The organism is Dactylosporangium sucinum, from assembly GCF_014647515.1.
In the GTDB taxonomy this organism is placed as follows: domain Bacteria; phylum Actinomycetota; class Actinomycetes; order Mycobacteriales; family Micromonosporaceae; genus Dactylosporangium; species Dactylosporangium sucinum.
The window spans coordinates 94,769-119,439 of record NZ_BMPI01000009.1 but is presented as its reverse complement, the minus strand read 5'-3'; the positions used below and the strand labels follow the sequence as shown (position 1 = coordinate 119,439).

Below are 24,671 nucleotides of genomic sequence, written 5' to 3'. Positions count from 1 at the left end.
CGGGTCACTCGTCGCCACCGGGAAGGGCCGCGAGGGCGCGCCGGCCCCGCTGACGGGCCCGGCCCTCGTGCCCGGCCACCGCGTCCAGTTCGGCGATGCGCGCGTGCAGGGCCGCCTCGGCCAGGGGCGCGCCCGCGTCGCCCGGATCGAGCGCCGCCCGCCGCCGTGACGCGGCGACACCCTGCCGGAACAGGGCGCGGGCCGCGGCGTGGTCGCCGGTGTCGCGCAGCCAGTCGCCCAGCCGCTCGGCCGCCGCGGCCAGCTCCCGGTGCCGGCCGGCGGCGCGCGGGAAGCGGTGCACGAGCCGCTCCGCGATCTCCAGCGCCCACTCCAGGTTGCCCCGCACCTCCTCCGGCCGGCCGTTGGCGGCGGCGTGCTCGGCCGTGCGGCGCAGCGCCGTCGTCAGGTCGCGCCACGCGTCGAGGCTGTCCGGGTCGGTCTCGGCGAGGTGCTCCGCGAGCGACAGGCCGCTCGCCACGTGCTTGCCGGCGCAGGCGAGGTCGCCCGCGTCGGTGTCCATGTCGGCCAGCCGCCAGTACGAGGCGAGCAGCTCGCGCTTGCGGGGCAGGCTCTCCGGGTCGGCCTCGGCCAGGCCCGCGATGATCCCGGCCGCCTCCAGGGTCAGCTCCCGGGCCCGACCGGGATCGCTCCCTTCGGCCCGGACGAGGTCGGCCAGGGCGCTCACCGCGCCGGCGAGCTCGTCCTGCAGCGACGGCTCGTCCACGGCGAGCCGGCGCCACAGCTCCAGGGCCTGCTCGGTCAGCTGCCGGGCCGCGGCGGTGTCGCCCTCGGCGCGCGCGACGGCGGCCAGCAGGCCGAGGGCGGTGGCGAGGTCGACCTGCGGTGCCGCCGTGTCCGGGTGGGCCTCGGCGAGCGCCCGGTGGATGTCCAGCGCCGCCGCGCCGGCCGTGCGGGCGTCGCCGAGGTCGCCGCCGTCGAGGGCGAGCTGGGCCAGCCGGCGGTGGCTCAGGCCGACGTTGCGCCGCAGCCGGTCCTCGCCGGGCTCGGCCGAGCTGAGTCGCTCGTCGATGTCGAGCGCCTCGGCGTAGCAGCGGCGCGCGTCGTCGGTGCGGCCGAGCCGGTGCAGCAGCCGGCCCTGCGTGTCGAGCGCCGCACTCAGCTCCACCCAGGCGGACGCGTTCGGTTCCGCCTCGGCGGACGCGTTCGGTTCCGCCTCGGCGGGCGCGTTCGGCTGCGCCCCGGCCGCCGCGCGATGGCACGCGATGACCGTGTCACCGAGCGCGGCGGCGTCGGCGGTACGGCCCAGCGCCTCCAGCGCGTCGCGTGCGCGCTCGGCGAGGCGGGTGAAGGCGGGGTGCTCCGCCGGCAGGTACGTCGTCACCGGGTCGAGGAACGTGGCGACCGTCAGCGCGCCGTCGAGCTTCGGCAGCACCCGCCCGGCGAACGCGGCCAGCTCGTCGGCCGCGTCGAGGGCCCGCAGGTGGTGCACGGCCTCGGTCAGCGTGCCGAAGTCGGCCCGGTTCGCATCGAAGACGTGTGCGCACATCGCGGCGGCCCGCCGGTGCCGGTCGGCGAGCCGGTCGCCGTGCAGGCCGGCCAGCGCCTCGCGGACCCACGGCTCGACGAGGACCCCGTCGCCGCCGGCCGCGACGAGCGTGAGGCCCCGCAGCCGCACGAGGTGCGCGGCCGGGTCCGTGCCGTCGAGCGCGACGGCGAGGTCGGCGGCGGTCAGCGGTATCCGTACCACGGCGGCCTGCAGCAGCGTCTCGCGCTCGGCGGGGGAGAGCAGGCCGACCAGCTCCTCGATGAGCATGTCCCGGGCGGCGAGCGTGACCGCCTGCCGGGTCGCCGCGGCCGCGCCGGGCGCGTCGGCGGCCGAGCGGGCCAGCGCGATCCGCTCGCGCCGCGCGAGGGCGCGCAGCCGCTCGGTGACCTCGGGCAGCCGGGCCCGGCCGCCCTTGCCGCGCAGCAGCGCGTCGACGAACTCGACGAGCCGCGGGTGCCCGCCGATCGTCGCCAGGATCGTGGCCCGGTCGTCGGGGTCGACCTCGCGCAGCGCGGGCATGCGCAGCAGCAGCCGGCTCAGCTCGGCGTCGCCCATCGGCGGCACCTCGACCCGCCGCAGCGGCGCGTCGCCCGGCACCGGGTGCCGGCTGGTCACCAGGATCTTGCCGCGCTCCGCCGCCTTGCACAGCGCCGCGAAGGCGTCGGCGAACCCGGGCTCGCGGAACGCCTCGCCGCCGACGGTGAGGTGCCGCTCGAAGTCGTCGAAGAGAACCAGCACGCGCCGGGTGCGCAGCGCCTCGGTCAGCTCGGTCAGCTCGGCCACGTCGCCGAGGTCCGAGGCGGGCACGACGATCGTCCACGGGTCGTCGTCGTCCTCGCGCAGCCGGTTGAGGGCGCGGCCGGCCAGCGCGGTCTTGCCGATGCCCGCGACACCCGTCAGGACGACGCCGTTGACGAGCGCCGAGCCCTCCGCGGGCGGCAGGTCGTCGCGCAGCGTCCGCAGCACGGTGCGCAGCAGGGCGCGGCGGCCGACGAGCTCGCCGAGGGCCAGCTCCCGCACGCCCGTCCCGCTCGGCGGGTCCGTCGGGTTGCTCAGCGGTACCGCATCCAGGTCCGCATTCCACAATGGACCGTCGCCGGCGGCGAACAGCGTCGCCACCGCGTACTCGGGGCGCCCCTCGTCGTCGAACAGCGCCGCACGCGCCCCGGCGAGGGCGGCCGCCACGGGCCGGTTCTCCTCGGCCAGGGTCCGGTAGACGCGGGTGAGCAGGCCGGTCGCGTACCGGTCGCTGACCGACGTCTGCATCGCGATCACCCGCTCGGCGCCGTGCCGCAGCAGCGTCACCGCCAGCCCGGTGGACGCGTCGGCGGCACCGTCGCAGCTGGACAGCACGATGAGCGGCAGTGGACGGCCGCCGCGGCGCAGCACGCGCACCAGGTCCTCGGCGCCGACCTGCACGGCGTTGCCGTCGCGGTCCTCCAGCTCGACGCCGTGCGGGGAGCCGTGGGCCGACAGGTGCAGCACGTGGTACGCGTCGCGGCGCAGCGCCTCGGCGATCTCCTGCGGCCCGGCCACCTCCAGGATCGTGACCTCGACCCGGCGCAGCCCGTCGACGACACTCATGATGGCCTGCATCTCGGCCTCGATGTCGAGCGCCACGTTCTCGGTGTGCTCCGGCGCGCCGACCGCGACCAGGATCTTCAGCGGCCCGGGCGACGGCGGCTGGACGGCGGTGTCCACCCCGGCGACCGCCCGCGTGAACCGCACGCCGTCGACCGTGGCGAGGACCCGCTGGTCGGTCAGCCGGATCAGCTCGAACGGCAGCTCGTGGGCGGGCCCGTCGCCGGTGACCACGACGTCGACGGCCGCGCCGTCGCCGACGAGCGTCGTGAGCCGGTCCAGCGCGTCGGCGTCGAACAGCGCGGCCGACAGTCGCTGCCCCAGCCGGCCCAGCCGCTCGGCGGCGTCGGGCCGGTCGAGCAGTGTCCAGACCTCGTCGCGCCCGAACGGCAGCGGCTCGTCCCGCTCGCACAGCGGCGCTCCGTTGAGCATCGCGGTGCTGCGCATCCGGCTCTGCGCGACGCGGACGTCGAGCCGCAGTTCGTTCAGGTCGCTGCCATTCATGGCCGCCATCATGTCAGCCACTCGTCAGCGGGTCGGACCGGCCCAGTGCATAGGCATGAGCGGACTCCTCTCTGCTTTCACAGCACCGACAGGGCGGCCCAGGCGGTCAGCAGGCCGGTGACGAGGGCGACGGGTGTGTTCCGGCTACGCCACCACACCAGGGCACAGACGAAGGCGGCGGCGAGCGTCGGCAGTACCGACGCATCCCCCGCCGGCAGGAGCAGCGCGGGCGTCACGAGGGCGCCCAGCACGGCCGGTCCGATGTGCGGCAGGGCGCGCCGCACGGGCGCCGGCGCCGCGCCGCGGCCCGGCAGGAGGAACGCGACCCGCATCAGGTAGGTGCCGGCGCCGACCGCCGCGAGGACGAGCCACTCACGCATCGCCGCCGCCGGCGGACATCCCGGCGAGGGCGCCCGCGGCGCCGCCGAGGAGCACGTTGAGCCCGAGCGGCAGCCCGGCCGTGGCGAGCGCGACGGCACCGCCGGCGGCCGCGGCGGCGATCGCCGGGAGGTCCTTGAGCATCGGCAGGAGCAGCAGCAGGAAGCCGAGCGGCACCGCGAACGTCAGCGGCAGCGTGTCCGGCAGGAGCCCGGCCAGCAGCACGCCGGCGCCGGTGATCAGCAGCCAGCCGGGCCACAGGACGGCCGCGACGCCGGCGTAGTACCGCAGCCGCGCGGCCGGCCGTTCGCCGACGCGCTCGAAGCGGCCGATGGCCAGCGCGTAGACCGGGTCGGCGAGCACGTATGCGCCGAGCAGCCGCCAGCGGCGCGGCCAGGGCTGGGCGTAGGGCGCGATCGACGCGCTGTAGAGCAGGTGCCGCGCGTTGACGACGAGGGTCATCGCGACGATCAGGGCGGCGTGGGCGCCGCCGTCGAGCAGCTGCACGGCGACGAGCTGGGCGCCGCCGCCGACGATGAGCCAGGACGAGGACCACCCGGTGAACGGGCCCACGTCGCTCGCGGCGACGGCCGCGCCGACGGTGAGCCCGAACGGGACCAGCGCCGCGAGCATCGGTAACGCGTCGCGGACCCCGGTCGGTGGCCGCTGTCCGGTGATTTCCATGCCGGTTTCCATGCCACCGACGCTAGGCGCGGCACGGCCCCCGGGAATCGGAGCGATCCCCCAGATCGGGGCGGGGGGCTCCCCATGTTGGGCGCGGCGGCCCGCCCGTCGGCGTGCGGGCCGCCGCGTCCGGATCAGCCGTTGAGGATCTCGTACGCGCTGGCCGGGGCCTCGACGACGGCCTTGCCGGTCGGCTTGGCCGGGATGGTGACCGTGCCGTACTGCGTCACCTTGAGCGTCAGCTGGTGCGGCTTGGTCTCGCCGGCCGCCGGCACGTCGATCGTCATGTCGGAGAACCGGCCCTGGGCGTCGACGGTCGCGGTGAACGGGACGGCGGCGGCCTTGTCGGCGAGGGCCTTGACCACGGCCTCGTCGGTCATCGGCGAGTCGTCGCCCTTGGCCAGGTCGAGCGTGCCGGTGAACTTGCCGTCGCCGCTGGTCTTGACGTCCTTGGCGCTGTCGAGCAGGGCCTTGAGGTCGAGCATGTCCGACTCGTCCTCCTTGATGCCGAGGGTGTCGGCGTCGGTGATCTTCGCCTTGTCGAGGTGCATCCAGGTCTTGCCGGTCATCAGCGACATGCCCGGCAGCTGCTTGGCCAGGTCGCCCATGTCCATCTTCAGGTAGGCGTCCGGGTCCAGCAGCAGGATCTCCATCGTGAACGCGGCGTCCGGGTCGGTCGAGACCATCTTCATGTACGCGTGCTTCTTGGTCGCGTCGATCGCGCCCGAACCCTTGTTGTCCCGGCCGGTGAACTCCATCGCGTAGACGCCCTTGTCGTACTCCGCGAGCGAGCCGAGCAGGACCTGCTTCGCCTCCGGCGCCTTGGAGGTGGTCGCCGCGGCGCCCGGCGTGCCGGTGCTCTCCGTGGCGTCGGCGCAGGCGGTCGTGCCGAACATCAAAGTGGCCGCGGCGATTGTCGCCGCGGCCCGTCCCCATGCGAGCTTCATCGAGTTCTTCCTAAGAGTGGGATGGCGCGAGGATCGTACTGGCGCCAGCTGTCCGTGGTGTGTCCCGGACGATCACTTGTCGGTCACGGTCGTGCCGAGGTGACGCGGCTCACAGGGCTTCCCAGCCGTACAGTGACGTCGGGGAACGACCCGTCCCCGAACAGCACCCGGCGCGCGGCGGCCCGCCCGGCCGGCGTCCGCAGGGCCGCCACGGCCGCCTCGGCGACGGCGGGCCGCCGGATCCCGGCCAGCAGCCGCCGCATCGCGAGCCGCCCGCGGAACCGCTGCCGCAGGGCGTTCCCGTCGTACTGCCGGAGGACCGCGTCGTCGCCGCTGTGGAGGTACCGGACGACGACGTCGGCGGCCAGCTCGGACAGCCGCAGGCAGGGATCGAGCCCGCCGGCGGTGAGCGGTGACACGGCCCCGGCGGCGTCCCCGACGAGCAGCCCGCGCGGGCAGGCCAGCCTCCTCAGGATCCCACCGACGGGAATCGGCCCCCCGCGCCGCTCGACGTCGCCGGTGGGCTCGGACCTTCCGGGCGCGGTCGCGGCGAACACGTCGAGCAGCCGCTTCACGCCGCCATTCATGGCGCGCTGGTATCCGGCGACGCCGATGTGGGCGTGTCTCCCGTCGTCGATGACCCAGCCGAGGTACCCGGGCGCGACCCGCGGGTCGAGCACGCAGTGGAAGGCGGGTCGCCGGTCCCCGGGCCGGATCGGATGGACGATCTCCGCCCCGACGAGCAGCTGCCGGTTGACGTCAAGCCCAAGGTCCCTCGCCACCGCCGACCGCGCCCCGTCCGCCCCGACGACGAACCGCGCCCGGACCGCGTCGTCCCGCCCGAGCCGGACGACGTTCCCGTCGACCCCTTCGTACCGGACCCCGAGCCGCACCTGTACTCCGGCGGCTCCGGCGGCCCGCCGGGCGTGCTCGTAGACCCCGGGCATGTCGGCGACCCGGTACTCGTCCCGCTCACTGCTGAGCCGCACGGGCGCCCGCCGCGAGGGCGGATACAGGAGCACGTCCCGAACCCCGGGCCCGAGCAGGTGCTCGGGCAGGTCGAAGTCCTCGAGCGTGCGCCGCACGAAGATCCCGGTGGTGCGGATCCCGGCCGACAATGACCGCCGCCGATCAACGACGACCACGCTCAGCCCGCGCTGCCCGAGCAGCCGCGCGGTGTGCAGCCCGGCCAGGCCGGCACCTACCACGAGGACGTCAACACTAGGCACGCTACCGAAGCTACGGCCGCGGCGCCGGATCGCGGCGCTCCTGCACGCTACCCACCCGCGACCTTCACACGCCGGCCACACACCCAGCAGCGCGGCTTGACCGGACGGCCGGGGCGGCTGGAGGCGGCGCTTCCGGTGCGGGTGTGCCGCTGCCGCGACATTCATGCCTCACGAGTGACACCCATCGCCTCCCAGGCGGGTGGCGGCCAGCCGGTCAAGCGCACTCCGCACGGAGCGCGTCGAACGATCGTGCGTGCGGAATGCCCGTGGCGTGTGTCTGGCCGCCAGGCCGTGCGAGCCGGGCGCGCCGTGCGAGCCGGGCGCGTGCCGTGCCGGCCGGCCGCCCCCGTTGCCTGCTTGGGCGGGCGCCGCCGGCCGCCGCGCACGCCCGGTTCGTGTGGCGTGCGCGGCGGAGGGCGAGACCGGCCGTGGGTTACGCGTTGACGTACTTGGCCAGGTGTTCGCCCGTCAGGGTGGAGCTGGTGGCTACCAGGTCGGCCGGGGTGCCCTCGAAGACCACCTTGCCGCCGTCGTGGCCGGCGCCCGGGCCCAGGTCGATGATCCAGTCGGCGCGGGCCATCACGGCCAGGTGGTGTTCGATGACGATGACGGACTTGCCCGCGTCGACCAGGCGGTCGAGGAGGCCCAGGAGCTGCTCGACGTCGGCCAGGTGCAGGCCCGTCGTGGGCTCGTCGAGGACGTAGATGCCGCCCTTGTCGGCCATGTGGATGGCCAGCTTCAGGCGTTGGCGCTCGCCGCCCGACAGGGTGGTCAGGGGCTGGCCCAGCGTCAGGTAGCCCAGGCCGACGTCGGCCATGCGGAGCAGGATCGCGTGGGCGGCCGCGGACTTGGCCTTGCCCGTGGCGAAGAAGCCCTCCGCCTCGGCGACCGGCATCGCCAGGACCTCGCTGATGTCCTTGCCGCCCAGCTTGTACTCCAGGACGGACGCCTGGAACCGCTTGCCCTCGCACTCCTCGCACACCGTCGACACGCCGGCCATCATGGCCAGGTCGGTGTAGATGACGCCGGCGCCGTTGCAGTTGGGGCAGGCGCCGGCCGAGTTGGCGCTGAACAGCGCCGGCTTCACGCCGTTGGCCTTCGCGAACGCCGTGCGGATCGGGTCGAGCACGCCGGTGTAGGTCGCCGGGTTGCTGCGGCGGGAGCCGCGGATGGCGGTCTGGTCGACCGAGACCACGCCCGCGCCCTTGGGGATCGAGCCGTGGATGAGCGAGCTCTTGCCCGATCCGGCGACGCCGGTGACGACGCACAGGACGCCGAGCGGAACGTCGACGCTCACGTCCCGGAGGTTGTGCCGGGTCGCGTTGCGGATCTCGAGCACGCCGGAGGGCTTGCGCGGGTCGGGCTTCAGGGTGGCGCGGTAGTCGAGGTGGCGGCCGGTCAGCGTGTCGCTCGACCGCAGCCCGTCGACGGTGCCCTCGAAGCAGACCGTGCCGCCCGCGCCGCCGGCGCCCGGGCCGAGGTCGACGACGTGGTCGGCGATCTCGATCGTCTCCGGCTTGTGCTCGACCACGAGCACCGTGTTGCCCTTGTCGCGCAGGCGGACGAGCAGCCCGTTCATCCGCTGGATGTCGTGCGGGTGCAGGCCGACGGTGGGCTCGTCGAAGATGTATGACACGTCGGTCAGGCTCGAACCCAGGTGCCGGATCATCTTCGTGCGCTGCGCCTCGCCGCCGGACAGCGTGCCCGAGGGGCGGTCGAGGCTGAGATAGCCGAGGCCGATCTCCACGAACGAGTCGAGCGTCTGCTGCAGCGTGGCCAGCACCGGCGCGACCGAGGGCGCCTTGATCGCGCGGACCCACTCGGCGAGGTCGCTGATCTGCATCGCGCAGGCCTCGGCGATGTTGATGCCGTTGATCCGCGAGGCGAGGGCGGCCTGGTTGAGCCGGGCGCCGCCGCACTCGGGGCAGGCGGTGAACGTGACCGCGCGCTCGACGAAGGCGCGGATGTGCGGCTGCAGCGCCTCCTTGTCCTTCTGCAGGAACGACTTCTGGACGCGGGGGACCAGCCCCTCATACGTCATGTTGATGCTCTCCACCTTGACCTTGACGGGCTCACGGTAGAGGAAGTCGTGCAGCTCCTGCTCGGTGTAGTCACGGATCGGCTTGTCGCCGTCGATGAAGCCGGAGGCCGCGAAGATGCGCACGAGCCAGCCGTCGGCGTTGTAGCCCGGGATGGTGATCGCGCCTTCGTTGAGCGACTTGTCGCGGTCGAACAGCTCGTCGAGGTCGATGTCGCTCGCGGTGCCCATGCCCTCGCACCGCACGCAGGCGCCGGCCGGCACGTTGAAGCTGTAGTGGAACGCCGGGCCCGCGCTCGGCGCGCCGAGCCGGCTGAACACGATCCGCAGCATCGCGTTGGCGTCGGTCGCCGTGCCGACCGTCGAGCGGGAGTTGGCCCCCATCCGCTCCTGGTCGACGATGATCGCGGTGGTCAGGCCTTCGAGGAGGTCGACGTCGGGCCGGGACTGGCTCGGCATGAACCCCTGGACGAAGGCGCTGTAGGTCTCGTTGATGAGCCGCTGTGACTCGGCCGCGATCGTGCCGAACACGAGCGAGCTCTTGCCCGAGCCCGAAACCCCGGTGAACACCGTCAGGCGCCGCTTCGGGATCTCGACGCTCACCTCGCGCAGGTTGTTCTCACGGGCCCCGTGGACCTTGATCAGATCATGACTGTCTGCCGCATGCACCGGGTCACGATATCCGCCAGGTCTGACACTTTCCGGCAGCAAGACAGGCTTGACACCATCCGTGTTATCGCTAACACTCCCTCGTAACGAGCCGTCCGCCATACGGCCGTCGATGAGTCGACGCCCCCCATACGCACTGCCGACGACACCCCCGCCGCCGAGCCCTTCCCGCCGGTCCCGTCACGCATCGCAAGAATGTTAACGGTAACAGGCCGGTGCGGGCGCGCCCAGAGAGGACCGCAACGTGCACCTGAGCCGCCGAACGTTCGTCCAGCTGACCGGCCTGTCCGCCGCCGCCACCACGATCGGCGTCACCGCCACCGCCGATGTCGCCGCCGCCGCCAACAGCGCCTACGTCTTCGCCTACTTCACCGAGTCGCCCAGCATGACCGGCGCCAACTACGGCCTGCACCTCGCGGTGAGCACCGACGGCCTGAACTGGGCGCCGCTGAACCAGAACAACCCGGTCGTCACCCCGACCGCCGGCACGCTCGGCCTGCGCGACCCGTTCGTGCTGCGCAAGCAGGACGGCACGTTCGTCGTGCTGGCCACCGACCTCAACGGCACCGACTTCGGCCAGAACAACCAGTACCTGCACGTCTGGGACTCGACCGACCTCACCGGCTTCTCGGGGTACCGCCGGATCCGCATGCACACGCTCAACACCCACACCTGGGCGCCGACCGCGTTCTGGGACGCGGCGCGCGGACAGTACGGGATTGTGTACTCGGCGAACAACGGCGCCGACGTGTTCATGGTCAACTACACGTCGGACTTCCGCACCGTCAGTGCCAGCCAGGTGTACTTCAGCCCCGGCTCCGGCGTCCTCGACGGCGACATCGTCGTGGACGGCGGCACGTTCTACCTCTACTACAAGAACCTCAGCAACGGCCTGACCTACGGCGCGCGCTCGTCGACCGGCGCCGCCAACAGCTACACCACGTACACCTCCGGCCTGCGCCAGGGCAGCGCCATGGAGGCGCCGATGCTGGTGCGCAACAACGCCGGCACGGGCTGGTGGCTGTGGGGCGACTCGTTCAGCCCGGTCAACAACGACTACTACGCCTGGTCCAGCACCAACGTCGGCGGCAACGCGTGGAGCGTGCTCAACCAGCGCGACTACACCCCGCCGCTGAACGCCAAGCACGGCTCGATCGCCGGCATCACGTCGGCCGAGTACAACGCGCTCGTGTCCCGCTGGGGCCTGCCGGCCTGGGTGCGGCTCAAGTCGTCGAACTTCCCCGACCGCTTCGTCCGCCACGCCGACAACGTCGGCCGGATCGACGCCTACCCGTTCGACCCCTACCAGGACCAGCTGTGGAAGCTGGTGCCCGGCCTGGCCGACAGCGCCGGCGTGTCGTTCCAGTCGGTGAACTACCCCACGCGGTACCTGCGCCATTACAACTACGAGATCCGCCTCGACGCGAACGACAACACCGCCGCGTTCCGCGCCGACGCCACCTTCACCCGCGTCGCCGGCCTCGCCGACTCGACATGGTCGTCGTTGCGGTCGTACAACTTCCCCGACCGGTACCTGCGCCACTCCAACTACGTGCTGCGGATCGACCCGATCAGCACCGCCACCGACCGCCAGGACGCGACGTTCAAGGTCACCTCGTGAGCCGTCACGTCGTGCGGCGCGCCCTCGCCACGGTGGCCGCCGTGTGCTGCCTCCTGCTCGCGACCGCGACCCGGGCCGCCGCGCTCGACCCGTTCACCGGGTACCTCCTCGCGCACTTCATCGGCGAGTCGTCGACCGCCCAGCAGATCTACTTCGCCCACAGCAAGGACGGCCTGCACTGGACCGACCTGAACAACGGCGGGCTGGTGCTGCGCTCCACCGTCGGCACCAAGGGCGTCCGCGACCCCGCCCTGGTCCGCTCGCCCGCCGGCGACCGGTACTGGATCATCGCCACCGACCTGTGCATCTCCTGCGGTCAGGACTGGAGCACCGCCCAGAACAACGGCAGCCGCAACGCGTGGGCCCCGGAGGCGATCTGGAATCCGGCCACGAACGACTACGTCCTGTACTGGGCGACGAACGCCACCCTCAACGGCGTCCTGAAGCACCGCATCTACTACGCCCGGACGTCGAACTTCCGCAGCATCACCACCCCGCAGCTGTACATCGACCGCGCGGGCACGCAGGGCATCATCGACACGCAGATCATCGAGGTGCCGACCGGGAGCTACCGCTACGTGCGCGCCTCCGGCGACGGGCAGATCACCGTCGAGGGCAGCAACGCGATCCTCGGGACGTGGACGAACCTCGGCAACCTGTCCGGGATCGGGCTGACCGGTTCCCAGGTCGAGGGCCCGATGTGGATGAAGTTCAACACCGGCAGCGAGTGGGCGTTGTACCTCGACCAGTACGCGTCCGGCCGCGGCTACCTGCCGGTGCTGACCACCAACCCGGCCACGCCACCGGCGAGCTACCGGATCCCGGCGGCGGGCAGCTACGCGATGGGCGGCACGAAGAAGCGCCACGGCGAGATCCTCAACCTCACCGCCGCCGAGGAGAGCCGCGTGCTGGCCCGCTGGCCGAGCACGACGGCCGTCAACCGGATCCAGTCGTACAACTTCCCCGACCGGTACATCCGCCACTACAGCTACCAGCTCCGGCTCGACCCGATCACCGACGCGACGGGTCGCGCCGACGCCACCTTCCGCATCACGACCTGACCCGCTGACACCGGCGCACCGTCCCGCGCGGGCGGTGCGCCGGGCATCGCACGCCCTTGTGAACGCTCACATAGCCGATCGGATTGGAACAGGATGAGACACCGCACATCCGTACGCGTCCTGCGAACGCTGGCGATCGCCGCCACGGCGACGCTCCTGACCAACGTGGCCGTCGGCGTGTCGCCGGCCGGCGCCGCCGAACCGCCGCTGCCCGCGGGCGCGTGGGTCGACGCGTTCGACGGCACCGCCCTCGGCCCGGACTGGAGCGTCGTCAACGCCGTGCCGGAGGCGCTCGCCGTCACCGGCGGGCAGCTGCGGCTGACCTCGCAGACCGGCGACACGTACCGCACCGTCAACAGCGCCAAGAACATCGTCCTCGTCGACGTGCCGAACGGCGACTTCACCGCGATCACCCACCTCACGGGCGCGGTGTCCAAGACGTTCCAGGGCGCGGGCCTCATCGCCTGGCAGGACATGGACAACTACGTGCGGTCCGGGCTGACGTACGTCGGGACCCTGTCGCCGTCGGGCCGCGCGATCGAGAACGACGTGGAGGCCGCCGCCGCCTTCACCGCCAACAAGTTCACCGACCGGCCGGGCTCGTCCGCCGAGACCCTGCGGATGCAGCGCACCGGCAACACCGTCGCCACGAGCTACTGGGACGACGCCCAGCAGCAGTGGGCCGACGCGGGCGCCGTCACGGTGACGTTCCCGATCACGAAGATCGGCGTCTACGCGTTTGCCGCGGGCGACGGCACCACCCACGAGGCCGCCTTCGACTACTTCGCGCTGGACGCCGCCGAGGGTGCGGATGTGGTACCGCCGCAGCCGTTCACGTTCACCAACCCGTACCTGGCGGAGCGGGACGGCGGCCTGGCCCTCGACGCCACCCGCCCGGCGAACGCGGTCACGCTCACCGCGACCGCGGCCGGCACCCCGTCCGGCACGGTCAGGCCCGTGACGCTCAAGGCCGGCGACCGGCCGGTCGTCGCGCAGGCGGGCCGGCTCGCGCTCGCCGCCCCCGGCGCCGAGCCGACCCAGCTGCGGCTCACCGACGCCGGCGGCGGCAAGGTGCTCCTGCACAACGGCGCCGGCGCCTTCGCGGTGCGCCGGGCCACCGACGGCGCCCTCGTCCTCGGCGACCGCGCCAACGCGGCCAAGCTGACGATCACCGACGTCACCGTCGCGGAGCACGACCTGGTCGTCGACACCGCCGCGCCGCGCACCGACATCAGCGACGACCTCTACGGCATCTTCTACGAGGACATCAACTACGCCGCCGACGGCGGCCTCTACGCCGAGCTCGTGCGCAACCGCTCGTTCGAGTTCAACGCCTCCGACAACAGCTCGTTCACCGGGCTCACCGCCTGGGAGACGGTCAGCCGCGGCGGCGCGACCGCCACGCCGACCGTCGGCACCGGCAGCGGCCGGCTCAACGACAGCAACCGCTACTACCTGACGCTGACCACCACCGGCGCCGGAGCCGGAGTCCGCAACACCGGCTACAACACGGGCTTCGCCGTGCAGCAGGGCGCGCGCTACGACCTGTCGGTCTGGGCCCGCTCGGCCACCGCGCAGGACCTCACCGTGCGGGTCGAGGACGCGGCCGGCACCGGCGTGTTCGCCACCGGCACCGTCCACGTCGACGGCTCGAACACCTGGAAGGCGTACCCGGCCACGCTCACCGCGACCGGCACCACGGCCGCCGGGCGGCTCGCCGTCCTGGCCGGCGCCGCCGGCACGCTCGCGCTCGACATGGTCTCGCTCATGCCGCAGGACACCTGGGTCGGCCCGGTCAACGGCCGGTCCGTGCTGCGCAAGGACCTCGCCGAGAAGATCGCCGCGCTCCAGCCGAAGTTCCTGCGCTTCCCCGGCGGCTGTGTCACCAACGTCGGCACGTTCAACACGTACCTGGAGAGCAACGGCGCCGACCGCCGCCGCACGTTCCAGTGGAAGGAGACGATCGGCGCCGTCGAGCAGCGGCCGACGAACTGGAACTTCTGGGGCTACAACCAGTCCTACGGCATCGGGTACCTCGAGTACTTCAAGTTCGCCGAGGACATGGGCGCCACCCCGCTGCCGGTGCTGTCGGTCGGCGCGAACGGCTGCGGCAGCACGATCCCGGAGATGACCGACGCGGCCCGCATCCAGCGGTGGGTGGACGACACCGTCGACCTCATCGAGTTCGCCAACGGTCCCGTCACCACGGAGTGGGGCGCGAAGCGGGCGGCGCTCGGCCATCCGGAGCCGTTCCACCTGCGGTACATCGGGCTCGGCAACGAGGAGAACACCACCACGTTCGAGGCGAACTTCCCCGCCTTCCGCGACGCGGTCAAGGCCGCCTACCCGGACGTCACCGTCATCTCCAACTCCGGCCCCGCCGCGAGCGGCGCGCGGTTCAACACGCTGTGGAACTACAACCGCCAGCAGAACGTCGAGATGGTCGACGAGCACTACTACCTCGACCCGGCGTGGTTCCTGGCGAACAACCACCGGTACGACTCCTACGACCGCAACGGGCCGCACGTCTTCCTCGGCGAGTACGCCTCGCGCGGCAACACGTTCGCCAACGCCCTCGCGGAGGCGTCGTACATGACCGGCCTGGAGCGCAACGGCGACCTCGTGGAGCTGGCGTCCTACGCGCCGCTGCTGGCCAACGAGAGCTACGTGCAGTGGTCGCCGGACGCGATCTGGTTCGACAACCGCCAGTCGTGGGGCTCGGCGAACTACTACACGCAGCAGCTGTTCTCGGTCAACCAGGGTGACCAGGTCGTGCCGAGCACCGTCACGGTCGGCGCCGCACAGGCGAACGTGGTGCGCGGCGGGGTGTTCCTGTCGACCTGGAACACCAGCGCCGCCTACGACAACGTGAAGGTTGCCGCCAACACCGGCGGCACGGTGCTGTTCCAGGACGACTTCTCGGCCGCCCCGGCCTGGGCGACGCAGTCCGGCAGCTGGGCCGTGCAGAACGGCCAGTACGTGCAGTCGTCGACGACGGTGACCGACGCCCGGTCCGTCATCCCCGACGCGTACACCAGGAACTGGACCGACTACACCCTCGAGCTCGACGCCCGCAAGGTCGCCGGCTCGGAGGGCTTCCTGATCGGCTTCGGCGCCGGCTCGCCCGGCGACTACTACTGGTGGAACCTCGGCGGCTGGAACAATACCCGCCAGGCGCTCGAACGGGCCGTCGGCAACTCGCGCGGCGAGGTCGCGGCCGGCCCGGACACCGGGGTCGTGACCGGCCAGACCTACCACGTGAAGATCGTCGTCGAGGGCGCGAAGATCAGCCTGTACCTCGACGGCGCGCTCCAGCTGACCTACACCCAGCCGGCGCCGCAGGTCCTCTACCAGGTCGTCACCCGCGACGAGGACACCGGCGACATCGTGGTCAAGGCGGTCAACCCGACGGCGACGACGGCGCGCACCCGCGTCCAGGTCACCGGCGGCACGCAGATCGCGTCGCAGGCCACCGTCACCGAGATGAGCGGCCCGCCGACCGCGACGAACACCAAGGCGGCGCCGACCGCCGTGGTGCCGGTCGAACGGTCGTGGACCGGGGCGTCGAACGACTTCACCTACGACTTCCCCGCCTACTCGATCACCTTCATCCGCCTGCACCAGGCGAGCGACCCGGTCGGCCTGACCGTCTCCGCCGCGCCGAGGTGCATCGGCGGAACCGCATATCTCGCCGTCACCGCCGTGAACCACGGCACCGGCGCGGCGGCCGTCGGCTTCACCACCGCGTACGGCAGCAAGACCTTCCCCGCCGTCCCGCCCGGCAAGCAGGCGTACCAGTCGTTCAACGCCCGGGCCGCCGCGCTGCCCGCCGGCCGGGCGACGGTGACCGGCACCCGGGACGGGCAGACCGTCACCTACCACGCCGACTACGCCGCCATCAGCTGCGCCTAGGAGAGGTCCTACTTGAAACCGCACCACATAGCGGCCGCCGCGGCGCTGGTTGTCAGCGTCGTGGCGGCGGCCACCCCGGCCCCCTACACCGCCATCACCTGCAACTGAACCGACCGAGAAGGAGCACGGGCATGACCCCCTCGACCACCGCCCGCTTACTGGCCGCCTCGGCCCTCGGCGTCGCGCTCGGCGGCGTCGCGGCCGCGGCCCCGGGCCTGGCCGCGCCCGGCGACCCGGACGTCGACATCTCCGTCGTCATCGACGAGATCAGCACGCCCGGGCAGCTGACGATGACCGTCGCCGACAACAACGGCGTCACCCTCACCGAGAACGGCTCGAACGCGGCGGCCCGGCAGTTCACCGGCGTCACCCCGACCGTCACCGTCACCGACACCCGGAAGCCGGAGGAGATCCCCGCCGGCTCGTTCTGGGCCGTGGTCGGCCAGGCCAGCCAGTTCGTGCCGACGGGCGGCGGGGCCGGGTTCGGCCCGCAGTACCTGGGCTGGAGCCCGCGGCTGCTGACCGGGTCGACGACCGGCGCGGTGTCGCCGGGCGAGCCGGTCTCCAGCGTCATCTCCGACGGGACCGGAGCCCCGACGGTCGGCCTGCAGGGCCAGGAGCTGCTGGTGTCGACCGCGAACGCGGCCGACGAGACGGGCTCCTGGGACGTCAACGCCGACCTGGTGCTGCGCACCCCGGTCGACGTGCCCGCCGGTGAGTACCACTCGACGCTGACCCTGTCCCTGTTCGACCAGTCCTGACCCGCTGTACCCGGGGCGCGGCACGTCGCCGCGCCCCGGGCTTTCCTGTTGGGGAGCCCCGATGCGCAAGATCCGGCTTGTACTCGCGGTCCTGGTCGCCGTGCTGGGCGCCCCGGCCCAGGCGGCCCGCGCCGAGCCCGCGAAGGGGGACGTGACCTGGTCCGTCGTCCCGGCGACCGCCGCCGGGCCCGACTCCCGGCGGGTCATCGACCTCGCCCTCGCGGGCGGCGCGAAGGTCACCGAGCACGTCGCGGTGACCAACCACTCGGCCCGCCCGGTCGCCTTCACCGTCGACGCCAACGACGGCTACCTCACCGCGGGCGGGCTCTTCGACATGCGCGCCGCCGACGTCACCCCGACCGACGGCGGCTCCTGGATCACCGTGCCCGACACCGTCACCGTGGCCGGCGGCGCCACCGCCGTCATCCCGGTCGTGATCGCCGTGCCCGCGAACGCGACGCCGGGCGACCACCCGGCGGGCGTCACCGCGTCGCTCGACACCGCGGCCGGCCAGGTCCGCGTCCAGAACCGGGTCGGCGTGCGGATCAACCTTCGCGTCACCGGCGCCCTCGACGCCCGGCTCACCGTCGCCGACGTCCGCGCGACCCACCACCGCTCGTGGAACCCGTTCGCGGCCGGGGCGCTCGACGTGCGGTACACGGTGAGCAACCCCGGCAACGTCCGGGCCGCCGCCGACACGCGCGTCACCACCGCCCACCTGTTCGGCAGGCGCACCTGGACCGACCCGAGCAGCGCCCGGGTCCGCGAGGTGTTCCCGGGCGGCACCCGCGAGTTCTCGACCCGCCTCACCGGGCGGTGGCCGCTGGGCCGCATCAGCACGACGGTGACGGTCTCCGCGTCCGCCGACGGCGCCACGGCCGCCGCTCCGGCGGAGGTGACGGTGACCGGCTGGGCGCTGCCGATCCCGCAGCTGCTGCTGGTGCTCGCTCTGGTACTGCCGGCGTTGGCGGCCCGCACGTGGCTGCGCCGCCGCCGGGCCCGTTTGGAGCGGCTGCTCGCCCGGGCCCGCGCCGAGGGCCGCGCGGAGGCGGCCGGCAGCGCCTGACGCCGGGTCAGGGACAGGTCGTTGCGGAGTACGCCGCCTGGTAGGTGCTCGTGACCGGGGTGCCGCCGATCGTCGCCGTCGCGGTGACCGTGACCGTGCCGGCAGCGACCTGCCCCGCCCGCGCGCTGAACGACTGGTAGGCCTGCCGGCCCGGCGCCACGTCGGCGATCGTGCGGCTGCCGAACGGCGTCGTCAGGGTGATCGTCGCCACCGTCACCATCAACGGCACCACCCAAACCGCCACACCCGGCACCTACGCGAGCATCACCCGCGCCTGGGCGAGCGGCGACACCGTCACCGTCAAGCTCCCCATGCGCGTCGTCATGCGGGCCGCGAACGACAACCCGAACATCTCGGCGGTCACCTACGGGCCCGTCGTGCTGTCCGGCAACTACGGCGACGCCGCGCTCACCGCGCCGCCGCAGCTGACGGTCGCGTCGATCAGCCGGACCAGCACGACCGCGCTGCGGTTCAGCGCGACCGCGAACGGCGCAGCCGTCGAGCTCGGGCCGTTCTACGACGCGCACGGGCACAACTACGCCGTCTACTGGACGGCGCCCGGTGAGGGCGCGGTCCTCAGCACGCCGACGTTCCGGCTGGTGAACCAGGCCTCGGCATCCTTGCTCACCGGCCGGCGGCCAGGTCGGCCGTGCCCGGCCGGGTCAGGTCGGCGGGAACGACGACGCGGTCGAACAGGTCCTCGGTGACGCCGCGCTGCAGGGCCGCGTCCTTCAGGGTCAGGCCGTGGTCGACGGCGAGGTGGGCGATCTCCGACGCCTTGTCGTAGCCGATGACCGGGGAGAGCGCGGTGACCATCATGACCGAGCGGTCGACGTTCTCCCGCAGTTGGTCCTCATGGAGCTTGACCCCCTCGACGAGGAACCGGCGCAGGTGGTCGGACATGTCGGCGAGGATGCGCACCGAGTGCAGGACGTTGCTGATGACGATCGGCCGGAACGCGTTGAGCTCGAAGTTGCCCTCGCTGCCGGCCACGGCCACGGCCGTGTCGGAGCCGATGACCTGGACGCAGACCATGAGCATGGCCTCGGCCTGGGTCGGGTTGACCTTCCCCGGCATGATCGACGACCCCGGCTCGTTGGCCGGCAGGTCGAGCTCGTGCAGGCCGGTGCGCGGCCCGGAGCCGAGCCAGCGCAGGTCGTTGGCGAACTTGAACAGCGCCACGGCGACGCCGCGCAGGGCGGCCGAGGTGCGCACGAGCGTGTCGAGGGAGCCCTGCGCCGCGAACTTGTTGGGAGCGGTGACGAACGGCCAGCCGGTCAGCGAGGCGATCGCCCGGGCGGCGTCCTCGCCGAAGCCGGGCGGGGCGTTCAGCCCGGTGCCGACCGCGGTGCCGCCCATGGCCAGCCGGTACAGGCCGGCCCGGGTGGCGGTGAGGTGGTCGGTGGCGTCCCGCAGCTGGGCGGCGTAGCCCGACCACTCCTGCCCGACGGTCAGCGGGGTCGCGTCCTCCAGGTGCGTGCGGCCGATCTTGACGACGTCGGCCCACTCGCGGCTCTTGCCGGCGATCGCGTCGTGCAGGCGGGTGAGCGCCGGCACGAGCTGCTCGTCGATCGCCGCCACGGCGGCGATGTGCATCGCCGTGGGGAACGTGTCGTTGGACGACTGGCCCATGTTGACGTCGTCGTTGGGATGGACCGGCGCCTTGCTGCCCAGCCGGCCGCCCGCGAGCTGGATCGCCCGGTTGGCGATCACCTCGTTGACGTTCATGTTGGACTGGGTGCCGGAGCCGGTCTGCCAGACGTACAGCGGGAACTCGCTGTCCAGCGCGCCCGCGATGACCTCGTCGGCCACCCGCGCGATGAGCTGCGCCTTCCACTCCGGCAGGCGGCCGGCGCGGGAGTTCACGACCGCGGCGGCCTTCTTGACGTAGCCGTAGGCGTGGTAGACCGCCTTGGGCATCCGGTCGTCGCCGATGTCGAAGTGCTCGAGCGACCGCTGGGTCTGCGCGCCCCAGTAACGGTCGGCGGGGACGTCGACGGCGCCGAGGGAGTCGGTCTCGGTGCGCGTGCCGGTGGCGTCGATGCCGATCGGCAGGTCGCGCTGGTGGGGTTTCAGCTGCTGGGTCACGGCGCCTCACCCGGCCTTGATCTCGCGGTACCGCGGCTGCCACATCGCCTCGCGGACCTGCTTGGCGGTGTCGGTCAGCCTGGCCCGCGCGACGCCCTCGACGGCGGCGTCGTCGGCGACCGCGGTGGCGACCGTCGCCGACACGTGGCGGAGGTCCTCGACGTGCGGCAGCACGGACGCGCCCGGCGTGCTCACGTCCACCATCCGGGCGACCGCGTCGGCGGCGGCGTGGAACATGTTGTCGCTGATCCGCGTCGCCCGGGCCGTGATCGCCCCGAGGCCCAGGCCCGGGTACAGCAGCGCGTTGTTGGCCTGGCCGATGGCGTACGTGGTCCCGTTGTAGGTGACCGGCGCCACCGGGATGCCGGTGGCGACCAGGGCCCGGCCGTCGGTCCACGGGATCAGGTCGCTCGGCATCGCCTCGATGCGCTCGGTCGGGTTCGACAGCGGGAAGATGATCGGCCGGTCGACGTGGCGGGCCATCTCCCGCACGATCGCCTCGGTGAACGCGCGGTGCGCGGTCGAGGTGCCGATGAGCATGGTCGGCTTGACCTGCGCGACCGTCTCGGCCAGCCCGATCCCGCCCCCGGCGACCTCGCCCTTGGGGCGGGCGTAGGCGACCTGGAAGTCGCGCAGGTCGGTCATGTCGTCGGTGAGCAGGCCCTGCCGGTCGACGCACCAGATCCGGCGGGTGGCCGTGTCGCGGTCGAGGCCGTCGCGGACCATCGCGTCGCGGAGCTGGTCGGCGATGCCGATGCCGGCGGTGCCGGCGCCGAAGACGACGATGCGCTGGTCCCGCATCCGGGTGCCGGCCACCCGCAGCGCGCTGAGCGCGGCGGCGAGCACGATGGCGCCCGTGCCCTGCATGTCGTCGTTGAAGGTGCAGATCCGGTCGCGGTACCGCTCCAGGATCCGCCGGCCGTTGCTGGGGCCGAAGTCCTCCCAGTGCAGCAGCGCGTTCGGGAACAGGCGGGTCGCCGTCGTGACGTAGGCGTCGATGAACTCGTCGTAGCGTTGCCCGCGGACCCGTTCGTGCCGGTTGCCGAGGTAGTCGGGGTCCTGCAGCAGCTCGGCGTTGTTCGTGCCCACGTCGAGCGAGACCGGGATGACCCGGGCCGGGTCGATGCCGGCGGCGGCGGTGTAGACGGCGAGCTTGCCCACGGCGATGTCGATGCCGCCGACGCCCCAGTCGCCGATGCCCAGGATCTCCTCGGCGTCCGAGGCGACGATGAGGTCGACGTCGTCGGCGCCCAGCCCGAGATCGGCGAAGGCGGCCTCGATCCGGTCGGGCTCGGCGATCGACAGGTACACCCCGCGCGGGCGGCGGTACTCGTGGCTGTAGCGCTTGATGGCCTGACCCACCGTGGGGTCGTAGACGACCGGCAGCATCTCCCGCAGGTGCTCGGCCAGCAGGCGGTAGAACAGCACCTCGTTGTTGTCCTGCAGCATCGCCAGGAAGACGTTCTTGTGCAGGTCGGTCGGCTGGTCGGCATACTGCTCGTACACCCGCCGGACCTGCTCCTCCAGCGACTGCACCGCGGCCGGCAGCAGGCCCTCCAGCCCGAGGTCCCGCCGCTCCTGGCGGGTGAACGACGCCCCCTTGTTCAGCAGCGGCGTGTCGAGGACCTCCGCGCCCCGCACCGTGGCGACGTAGCTGTCACCCTCGACGCGGAACTTCCGTCTCGCCGACACCAGCGTCGCGGCAGTCATGGCCACCCCCTGCGGCGTGTGGTTGTCGCCCCCGGACCGGGGCACGGTCCTAGCTACCCGCTGCCGGCGGGACAATCCTCCGGCCGTCAGTGGCGCTCGATGATCCGGGTCAGCTCGGCGGCCTTCTCGTCGTTGCCGACCCGGCGGAACAGCGTCCGCGCCTCCTCGAAGGCGGCCCGCGCCGCGGCCGGGTCGACGCTCGCGAACGCCTCGCCCAGGCTGCTCAGCGCGGACGCCTGATACGAGTGCCAGCCGCGGGTGCGCCACAGGGCCACCGACTGCTGGAGGTGCTCGATCGCATGCCGGGGCCGGCCGGCGGCCAGCTCCAGCTCGCCGAGCAGCCCCAGGCTGTCGGCGAGGTGGTGGGTCATGTTGTACTCGCGGCTCAGCGTCGACGCCAGCTCGGCCGTGTCGCGGGCGCGCGGGTCGCTGCGCAGCTGGTAGACGCGGGCCAGCGCGACGAGGGTGAGCGTCTCGGTGTAGTTGTCGCGGTACCGCCGGGAGATGGCCAGCGACTCGCCCAGCAGCCGCTGGCTGAGCTCGAGGTTGCCCAGCTCGCGATGGCCGATGCCCAGGTACTGCAGGACGGTCGCCTCGGCCCGGGCGTTGCCCAGCGCCCGGGCGTGGCCGAGCGCGGCGTCGGCGTGCCCGACCGCGGCGCCGAACGAGGCCTGATCGAACTTTGCCACCGCCAGGACCAGGTTGGCCCGCACCAGCCCGCCGACGTGACCGGACCGCTCGGCGCTGCGCAGGGCGCGCTCGCCCATGGCGACCGCCGGCCCGTGGTCGGCGGCGGCGACGAGCGCCCACGAGCACATGACGGCGGCGTCCGACTCGCCCCGCTCGTCGCCCAGCTCCTCGAACATCTCCAGCAGGCGGAACGCGTCGGTGCGCGACCGCGCCATGACCGTGCCGTCGGTGCGGTCATGGGTCCACATCATCACGTCGATCAGGCCGCGCAGCATGACCGCCTCGCCGAGCCGGTTGCCGGCGCGCCGGCAGGCCGCCAGCACGGCCGTGTTCGTGCTCGTCCAGTCGCGGTACATGCCGCGCATGTCGAAGTACTTCTCCAGGCAACCGGCCAGGTCGAAGGCCAGCGCGTCGAGGCCGAGCCGGCACGCCTGGTACACCGCGGAGAGCAGCGCCTCCCGCTCGGCGTCGAACCAGTCGACCGGCTCCATCGGATACACGTGGCCCTCGGCCCAGCCGATCGCCGGCCGCGGCGCGGGCCCCCGGATCTCGGCGAAGCAGGGGCCGGGGATGCGGCGGGCCATGTTCTCGGCGAGCGCGAGCCAGCCGCCGAGCCCGCGCGTCAGCACCTGCGCCACGTCGTCGGCGAGTTCCTCCGCCGCCGCGCGCTCGCGGGCGTAGAGGCGGACCAGGTCGTGGAAGCGGTAGCGGTACTGCCCGGCGGCGTCCGTCCCGGCGTCCGCGAGCAGCTGCGCGTCGACGAGCGCCTCGGCCAGCTCGGCCGCCTCCTCCAGCGAGCAGTCCAGGACGACCGCCGGCAGCCACACCGGGAAGTCGGGCGCGTCGAACAGGCCGAGCAGGCGGAACAGCCGCTGCGAGGTCCCGTTCAGCCACCGGTAGCTCAGCGCGAGCGAGGCCCGCACCGCGAGGTCGCCGGCGTCGAGGGCGTCCAGCGGGCGCGACGCGCCGCGCAGCAGGGCGACGAGCCGGGCGACCGGCCAGGTGGGCCGGGCCGCCAGCCGGGCGCCGGCGATGCGGACCGCCAGCGGCAGCCCGGCGCACAGCGCGACGAGCTCCGCCGCCTCGGCCGGCTGGCTGGCGAGGCGCTCCGCTCCGGCCATCCGGGCGAGGAGCCCGGCCGCCTCGTCGTCGGAGTAGACGTCGAGGTCGGTGAATCGGGCGCCCTCGATGCCCTTCAGCCGGGCCCGGCTGGTGATGACGACCGCGCACGTGGCGGCGCCGGGCAGCAGCGGCCGGACCTGCTCCTCCGACAACGCGTTGTCCAGCACCAGCAGGAACCGGCGCCCGGCCAGCCGGGTGCGCAGCAGCGCCGTGCGCTCCTCCGGGTCGTCCGGCATCGCCCGGCTGTCCACGCCCAGCGCCCGCAGGAACCGGGCCACCACGTCGGCGGGTTCCAGCGGCGCCGCCTCCACCCCGCGGAGGTTCACGTAGAGCTGCCCGTCCGGGTACGCCTCGGCGACGAGGTGGGCGACGTGCACGGCGAGCGCCGTCTTGCCGATGCCGCCCATGCCGGCCAGCGCGACGATGACCGGCGCCGTGGCCGGCCGGTCGCCGGTGAGCGTCGCGCACAGCCGTGCCACGAGTGCCGTGCGGCCGGTGAAGTCGGCGATGTCGGGCGGGAGCAGGGCCGGTACCGCCGGTACCGCCGGTACCGCCGGTACCGCGGTCGCCGTGGGAAGTTCGGCCGCGGCCGCCGGCTCGGCGACCGCCTGCACGGCGATCGTGTCCCGCACCGCGGTCCAGCGACCGGCCGACGCCTCGTCGAGGCCGCACGCGCGGGCGAACGCCACGACGAAGTCGCGTCTGGGCAGGCTCGACCGGCTGAGGGTCGAGGCGATGGTGCTGGCGGGCAGCGCGTCACCGACCGCGTCGGCGCGGGCCGCCAACTGCCGGTAGGTGTGCCCCGACCAGGCCCGCAGCTCGCGCAGCGCCGCGACGAACGACGCCGGGCCGGTCGCGGCAGTGGGGTCGGGTTCGCCGTCGTTCGCCAATCCCGCCTCCGCCGTTCAACGCCGCTGGGCATAGAGCCTAGTGGACGCCGGCCACGGGTCGGTACCGCGGCGGTGACCGCCCCCCGCACGGTCACCGCTGTGATGCCCAACGATGCCATCGGGCCGGCGCCCGGACACCCCGCCGGGCTGTTCGGATCTGTACGAGTCCGTTCGGAACACTTGAGACCGCGCCGGCCGGGCGGGAACCTCGGG

The 24,671-nt window shown here is 73.1% G+C and carries 16 protein-coding genes; 6 read left to right on the top strand and 10 right to left on the bottom strand.

Annotated features, from left to right (window positions below; all coding sequences use genetic code 11):
* Window positions 1-4: 4 nt before the first annotated feature.
* The 6 genes from IEZ31_RS11455 to IEZ31_RS11430 form a co-directional block, all read right to left on the bottom strand.
* Window positions 5-3,592, bottom strand: a complete 3,588-nt coding sequence (locus IEZ31_RS11455) for a CHAT domain-containing protein (protein WP_190249775.1) — start codon at window positions 3,590-3,592, stop codon at window positions 5-7.
* A 77-nt stretch (window positions 3,593-3,669) separates the two neighbouring features.
* Window positions 3,670-3,972, bottom strand: coding sequence for an AzlD domain-containing protein (locus IEZ31_RS11450; RefSeq protein ID WP_190249774.1), 303 nt, complete (start codon window positions 3,970-3,972; stop codon window positions 3,670-3,672).
* On the bottom strand, window positions 3,965-4,666 hold the full coding sequence (locus IEZ31_RS11445; RefSeq protein ID WP_190249773.1) for an AzlC family ABC transporter permease: 702 nt from the start codon (window positions 4,664-4,666) through the stop codon (window positions 3,965-3,967). Before IEZ31_RS11445 ends, IEZ31_RS11450 begins: the two co-directional genes overlap by 8 nt.
* A gap of 122 nt (window positions 4,667-4,788) precedes the next feature.
* A complete protein-coding gene (locus IEZ31_RS11440) occupies window positions 4,789-5,601 on the bottom strand; it encodes a hypothetical protein (protein WP_190249772.1) in 813 nt (270 codons plus the stop codon).
* An 83-nt stretch (window positions 5,602-5,684) separates the two neighbouring features.
* Window positions 5,685-6,830, bottom strand: a complete 1,146-nt coding sequence (locus IEZ31_RS11435; RefSeq protein ID WP_229834711.1) for an NAD(P)/FAD-dependent oxidoreductase — start codon at window positions 6,828-6,830, stop codon at window positions 5,685-5,687.
* Between the two features lie 433 nt (window positions 6,831-7,263).
* Complete coding sequence (locus IEZ31_RS11430; protein WP_229834708.1) at window positions 7,264-9,537, bottom strand: ATP-binding cassette domain-containing protein; 2,274 nt, start codon at window positions 9,535-9,537, stop codon at window positions 7,264-7,266.
* A gap of 244 nt (window positions 9,538-9,781) precedes the next feature.
* On the opposite strand from IEZ31_RS11430, the gene IEZ31_RS11425 reads away from it, so the two are divergent.
* From IEZ31_RS11425 to IEZ31_RS11405, 5 genes are all read left to right on the top strand, one after another.
* Window positions 9,782-11,158 carry a glycoside hydrolase family 43 protein gene (locus tag IEZ31_RS11425; RefSeq protein WP_229834705.1) on the top strand — a complete coding sequence of 459 codons (1,377 nt, stop codon included), beginning with the start codon at window positions 9,782-9,784 and terminating at the stop codon, window positions 11,156-11,158.
* Entirely contained in the window at window positions 11,155-12,219 is a 1,065-nt protein-coding gene (locus IEZ31_RS11420; protein WP_229834702.1) for an AbfB domain-containing protein, read from the top strand. Before IEZ31_RS11425 ends, IEZ31_RS11420 begins: the two co-directional genes overlap by 4 nt.
* 93 nt (window positions 12,220-12,312) lie before the next feature.
* Window positions 12,313-16,131 (top strand): alpha-L-arabinofuranosidase family protein, encoded by a 3,819-nt coding sequence (locus IEZ31_RS11415; RefSeq protein WP_190249769.1) that lies wholly within the window; start codon window positions 12,313-12,315, stop codon window positions 16,129-16,131.
* Window positions 16,132-16,262: 131 nt separating this feature from the next.
* Entirely contained in the window at window positions 16,263-16,892 is a 630-nt protein-coding gene (locus tag IEZ31_RS11410; protein WP_190249768.1) for a hypothetical protein, read from the top strand.
* Between the two features lie 61 nt (window positions 16,893-16,953).
* Window positions 16,954-17,958, top strand: a complete 1,005-nt coding sequence (locus IEZ31_RS11405) for a COG1361 family protein (protein ID WP_190249767.1) — start codon at window positions 16,954-16,956, stop codon at window positions 17,956-17,958.
* A 7-nt stretch (window positions 17,959-17,965) separates the two neighbouring features.
* Here IEZ31_RS11405 and IEZ31_RS11400 read toward each other — a convergent pair whose 3' ends face one another.
* Window positions 17,966-18,178 (bottom strand): hypothetical protein, encoded by a 213-nt coding sequence (locus IEZ31_RS11400; protein ID WP_190249766.1) that lies wholly within the window; start codon window positions 18,176-18,178, stop codon window positions 17,966-17,968.
* On the opposite strand from IEZ31_RS11400, the gene IEZ31_RS56520 reads away from it, so the two are divergent.
* Window positions 18,156-18,665 carry a beta-L-arabinofuranosidase domain-containing protein gene (locus tag IEZ31_RS56520; RefSeq protein ID WP_308429375.1) on the top strand — a complete coding sequence of 170 codons (510 nt, stop codon included), beginning with the start codon at window positions 18,156-18,158 and terminating at the stop codon, window positions 18,663-18,665. The two genes, IEZ31_RS11400 and IEZ31_RS56520, sit on opposite strands and share 23 nt — an antisense overlap.
* Here IEZ31_RS56520 and fumC read toward each other — a convergent pair.
* From fumC to IEZ31_RS11380, 3 genes are all read right to left on the bottom strand, one after another.
* A complete protein-coding gene (gene fumC, locus IEZ31_RS11390; RefSeq protein ID WP_190249765.1) occupies window positions 18,583-20,046 on the bottom strand; it encodes a class II fumarate hydratase in 1,464 nt (487 codons plus the stop codon). The two genes, IEZ31_RS56520 and fumC, sit on opposite strands and share 83 nt — an antisense overlap.
* A 6-nt stretch (window positions 20,047-20,052) precedes the next feature.
* Entirely contained in the window at window positions 20,053-21,756 is a 1,704-nt protein-coding gene (locus IEZ31_RS11385; protein WP_190249764.1) for an NAD-dependent malic enzyme, read from the bottom strand.
* A gap of 86 nt (window positions 21,757-21,842) precedes the next feature.
* Entirely contained in the window at window positions 21,843-24,458 is a 2,616-nt protein-coding gene (locus tag IEZ31_RS11380; protein WP_190249763.1) for an ATP-binding protein, read from the bottom strand.
* Window positions 24,459-24,671: the final 213 nt, after the last annotated feature.

Excerpts from the sequence above, each read along its gene's own strand:
- IEZ31_RS11385 (WP_190249764.1), bottom strand. The coding sequence starts at position 21,756 with ATGACTGCCGCGACGCTGGTGTCGGCGAGACGGAAGTTCCGCGTCGAG.
- IEZ31_RS11450 (WP_190249774.1), bottom strand. The coding sequence starts at position 3,972 with ATGCGTGAGTGGCTCGTCCTCGCGGCGGTCGGCGCCGGCACCTACCTG.
- IEZ31_RS11455 (WP_190249775.1), bottom strand. The coding sequence starts at position 3,592 with ATGAATGGCAGCGACCTGAACGAACTGCGGCTCGACGTCCGCGTCGCG.
- IEZ31_RS11445 (WP_190249773.1), bottom strand. The coding sequence starts at position 4,666 with ATGGAAACCGGCATGGAAATCACCGGACAGCGGCCACCGACCGGGGTC.
- IEZ31_RS11410 (WP_190249768.1), top strand. The coding sequence starts at position 16,263 with ATGACCCCCTCGACCACCGCCCGCTTACTGGCCGCCTCGGCCCTCGGC.
- IEZ31_RS11415 (WP_190249769.1), top strand. The coding sequence starts at position 12,313 with ATGAGACACCGCACATCCGTACGCGTCCTGCGAACGCTGGCGATCGCC.
- IEZ31_RS11440 (WP_190249772.1), bottom strand. The coding sequence starts at position 5,601 with ATGAAGCTCGCATGGGGACGGGCCGCGGCGACAATCGCCGCGGCCACT.
- IEZ31_RS11405 (WP_190249767.1), top strand. The coding sequence starts at position 16,954 with ATGCGCAAGATCCGGCTTGTACTCGCGGTCCTGGTCGCCGTGCTGGGC.
- IEZ31_RS11400 (WP_190249766.1), bottom strand. The coding sequence starts at position 18,178 with ATGGTGACGGTGGCGACGATCACCCTGACGACGCCGTTCGGCAGCCGC.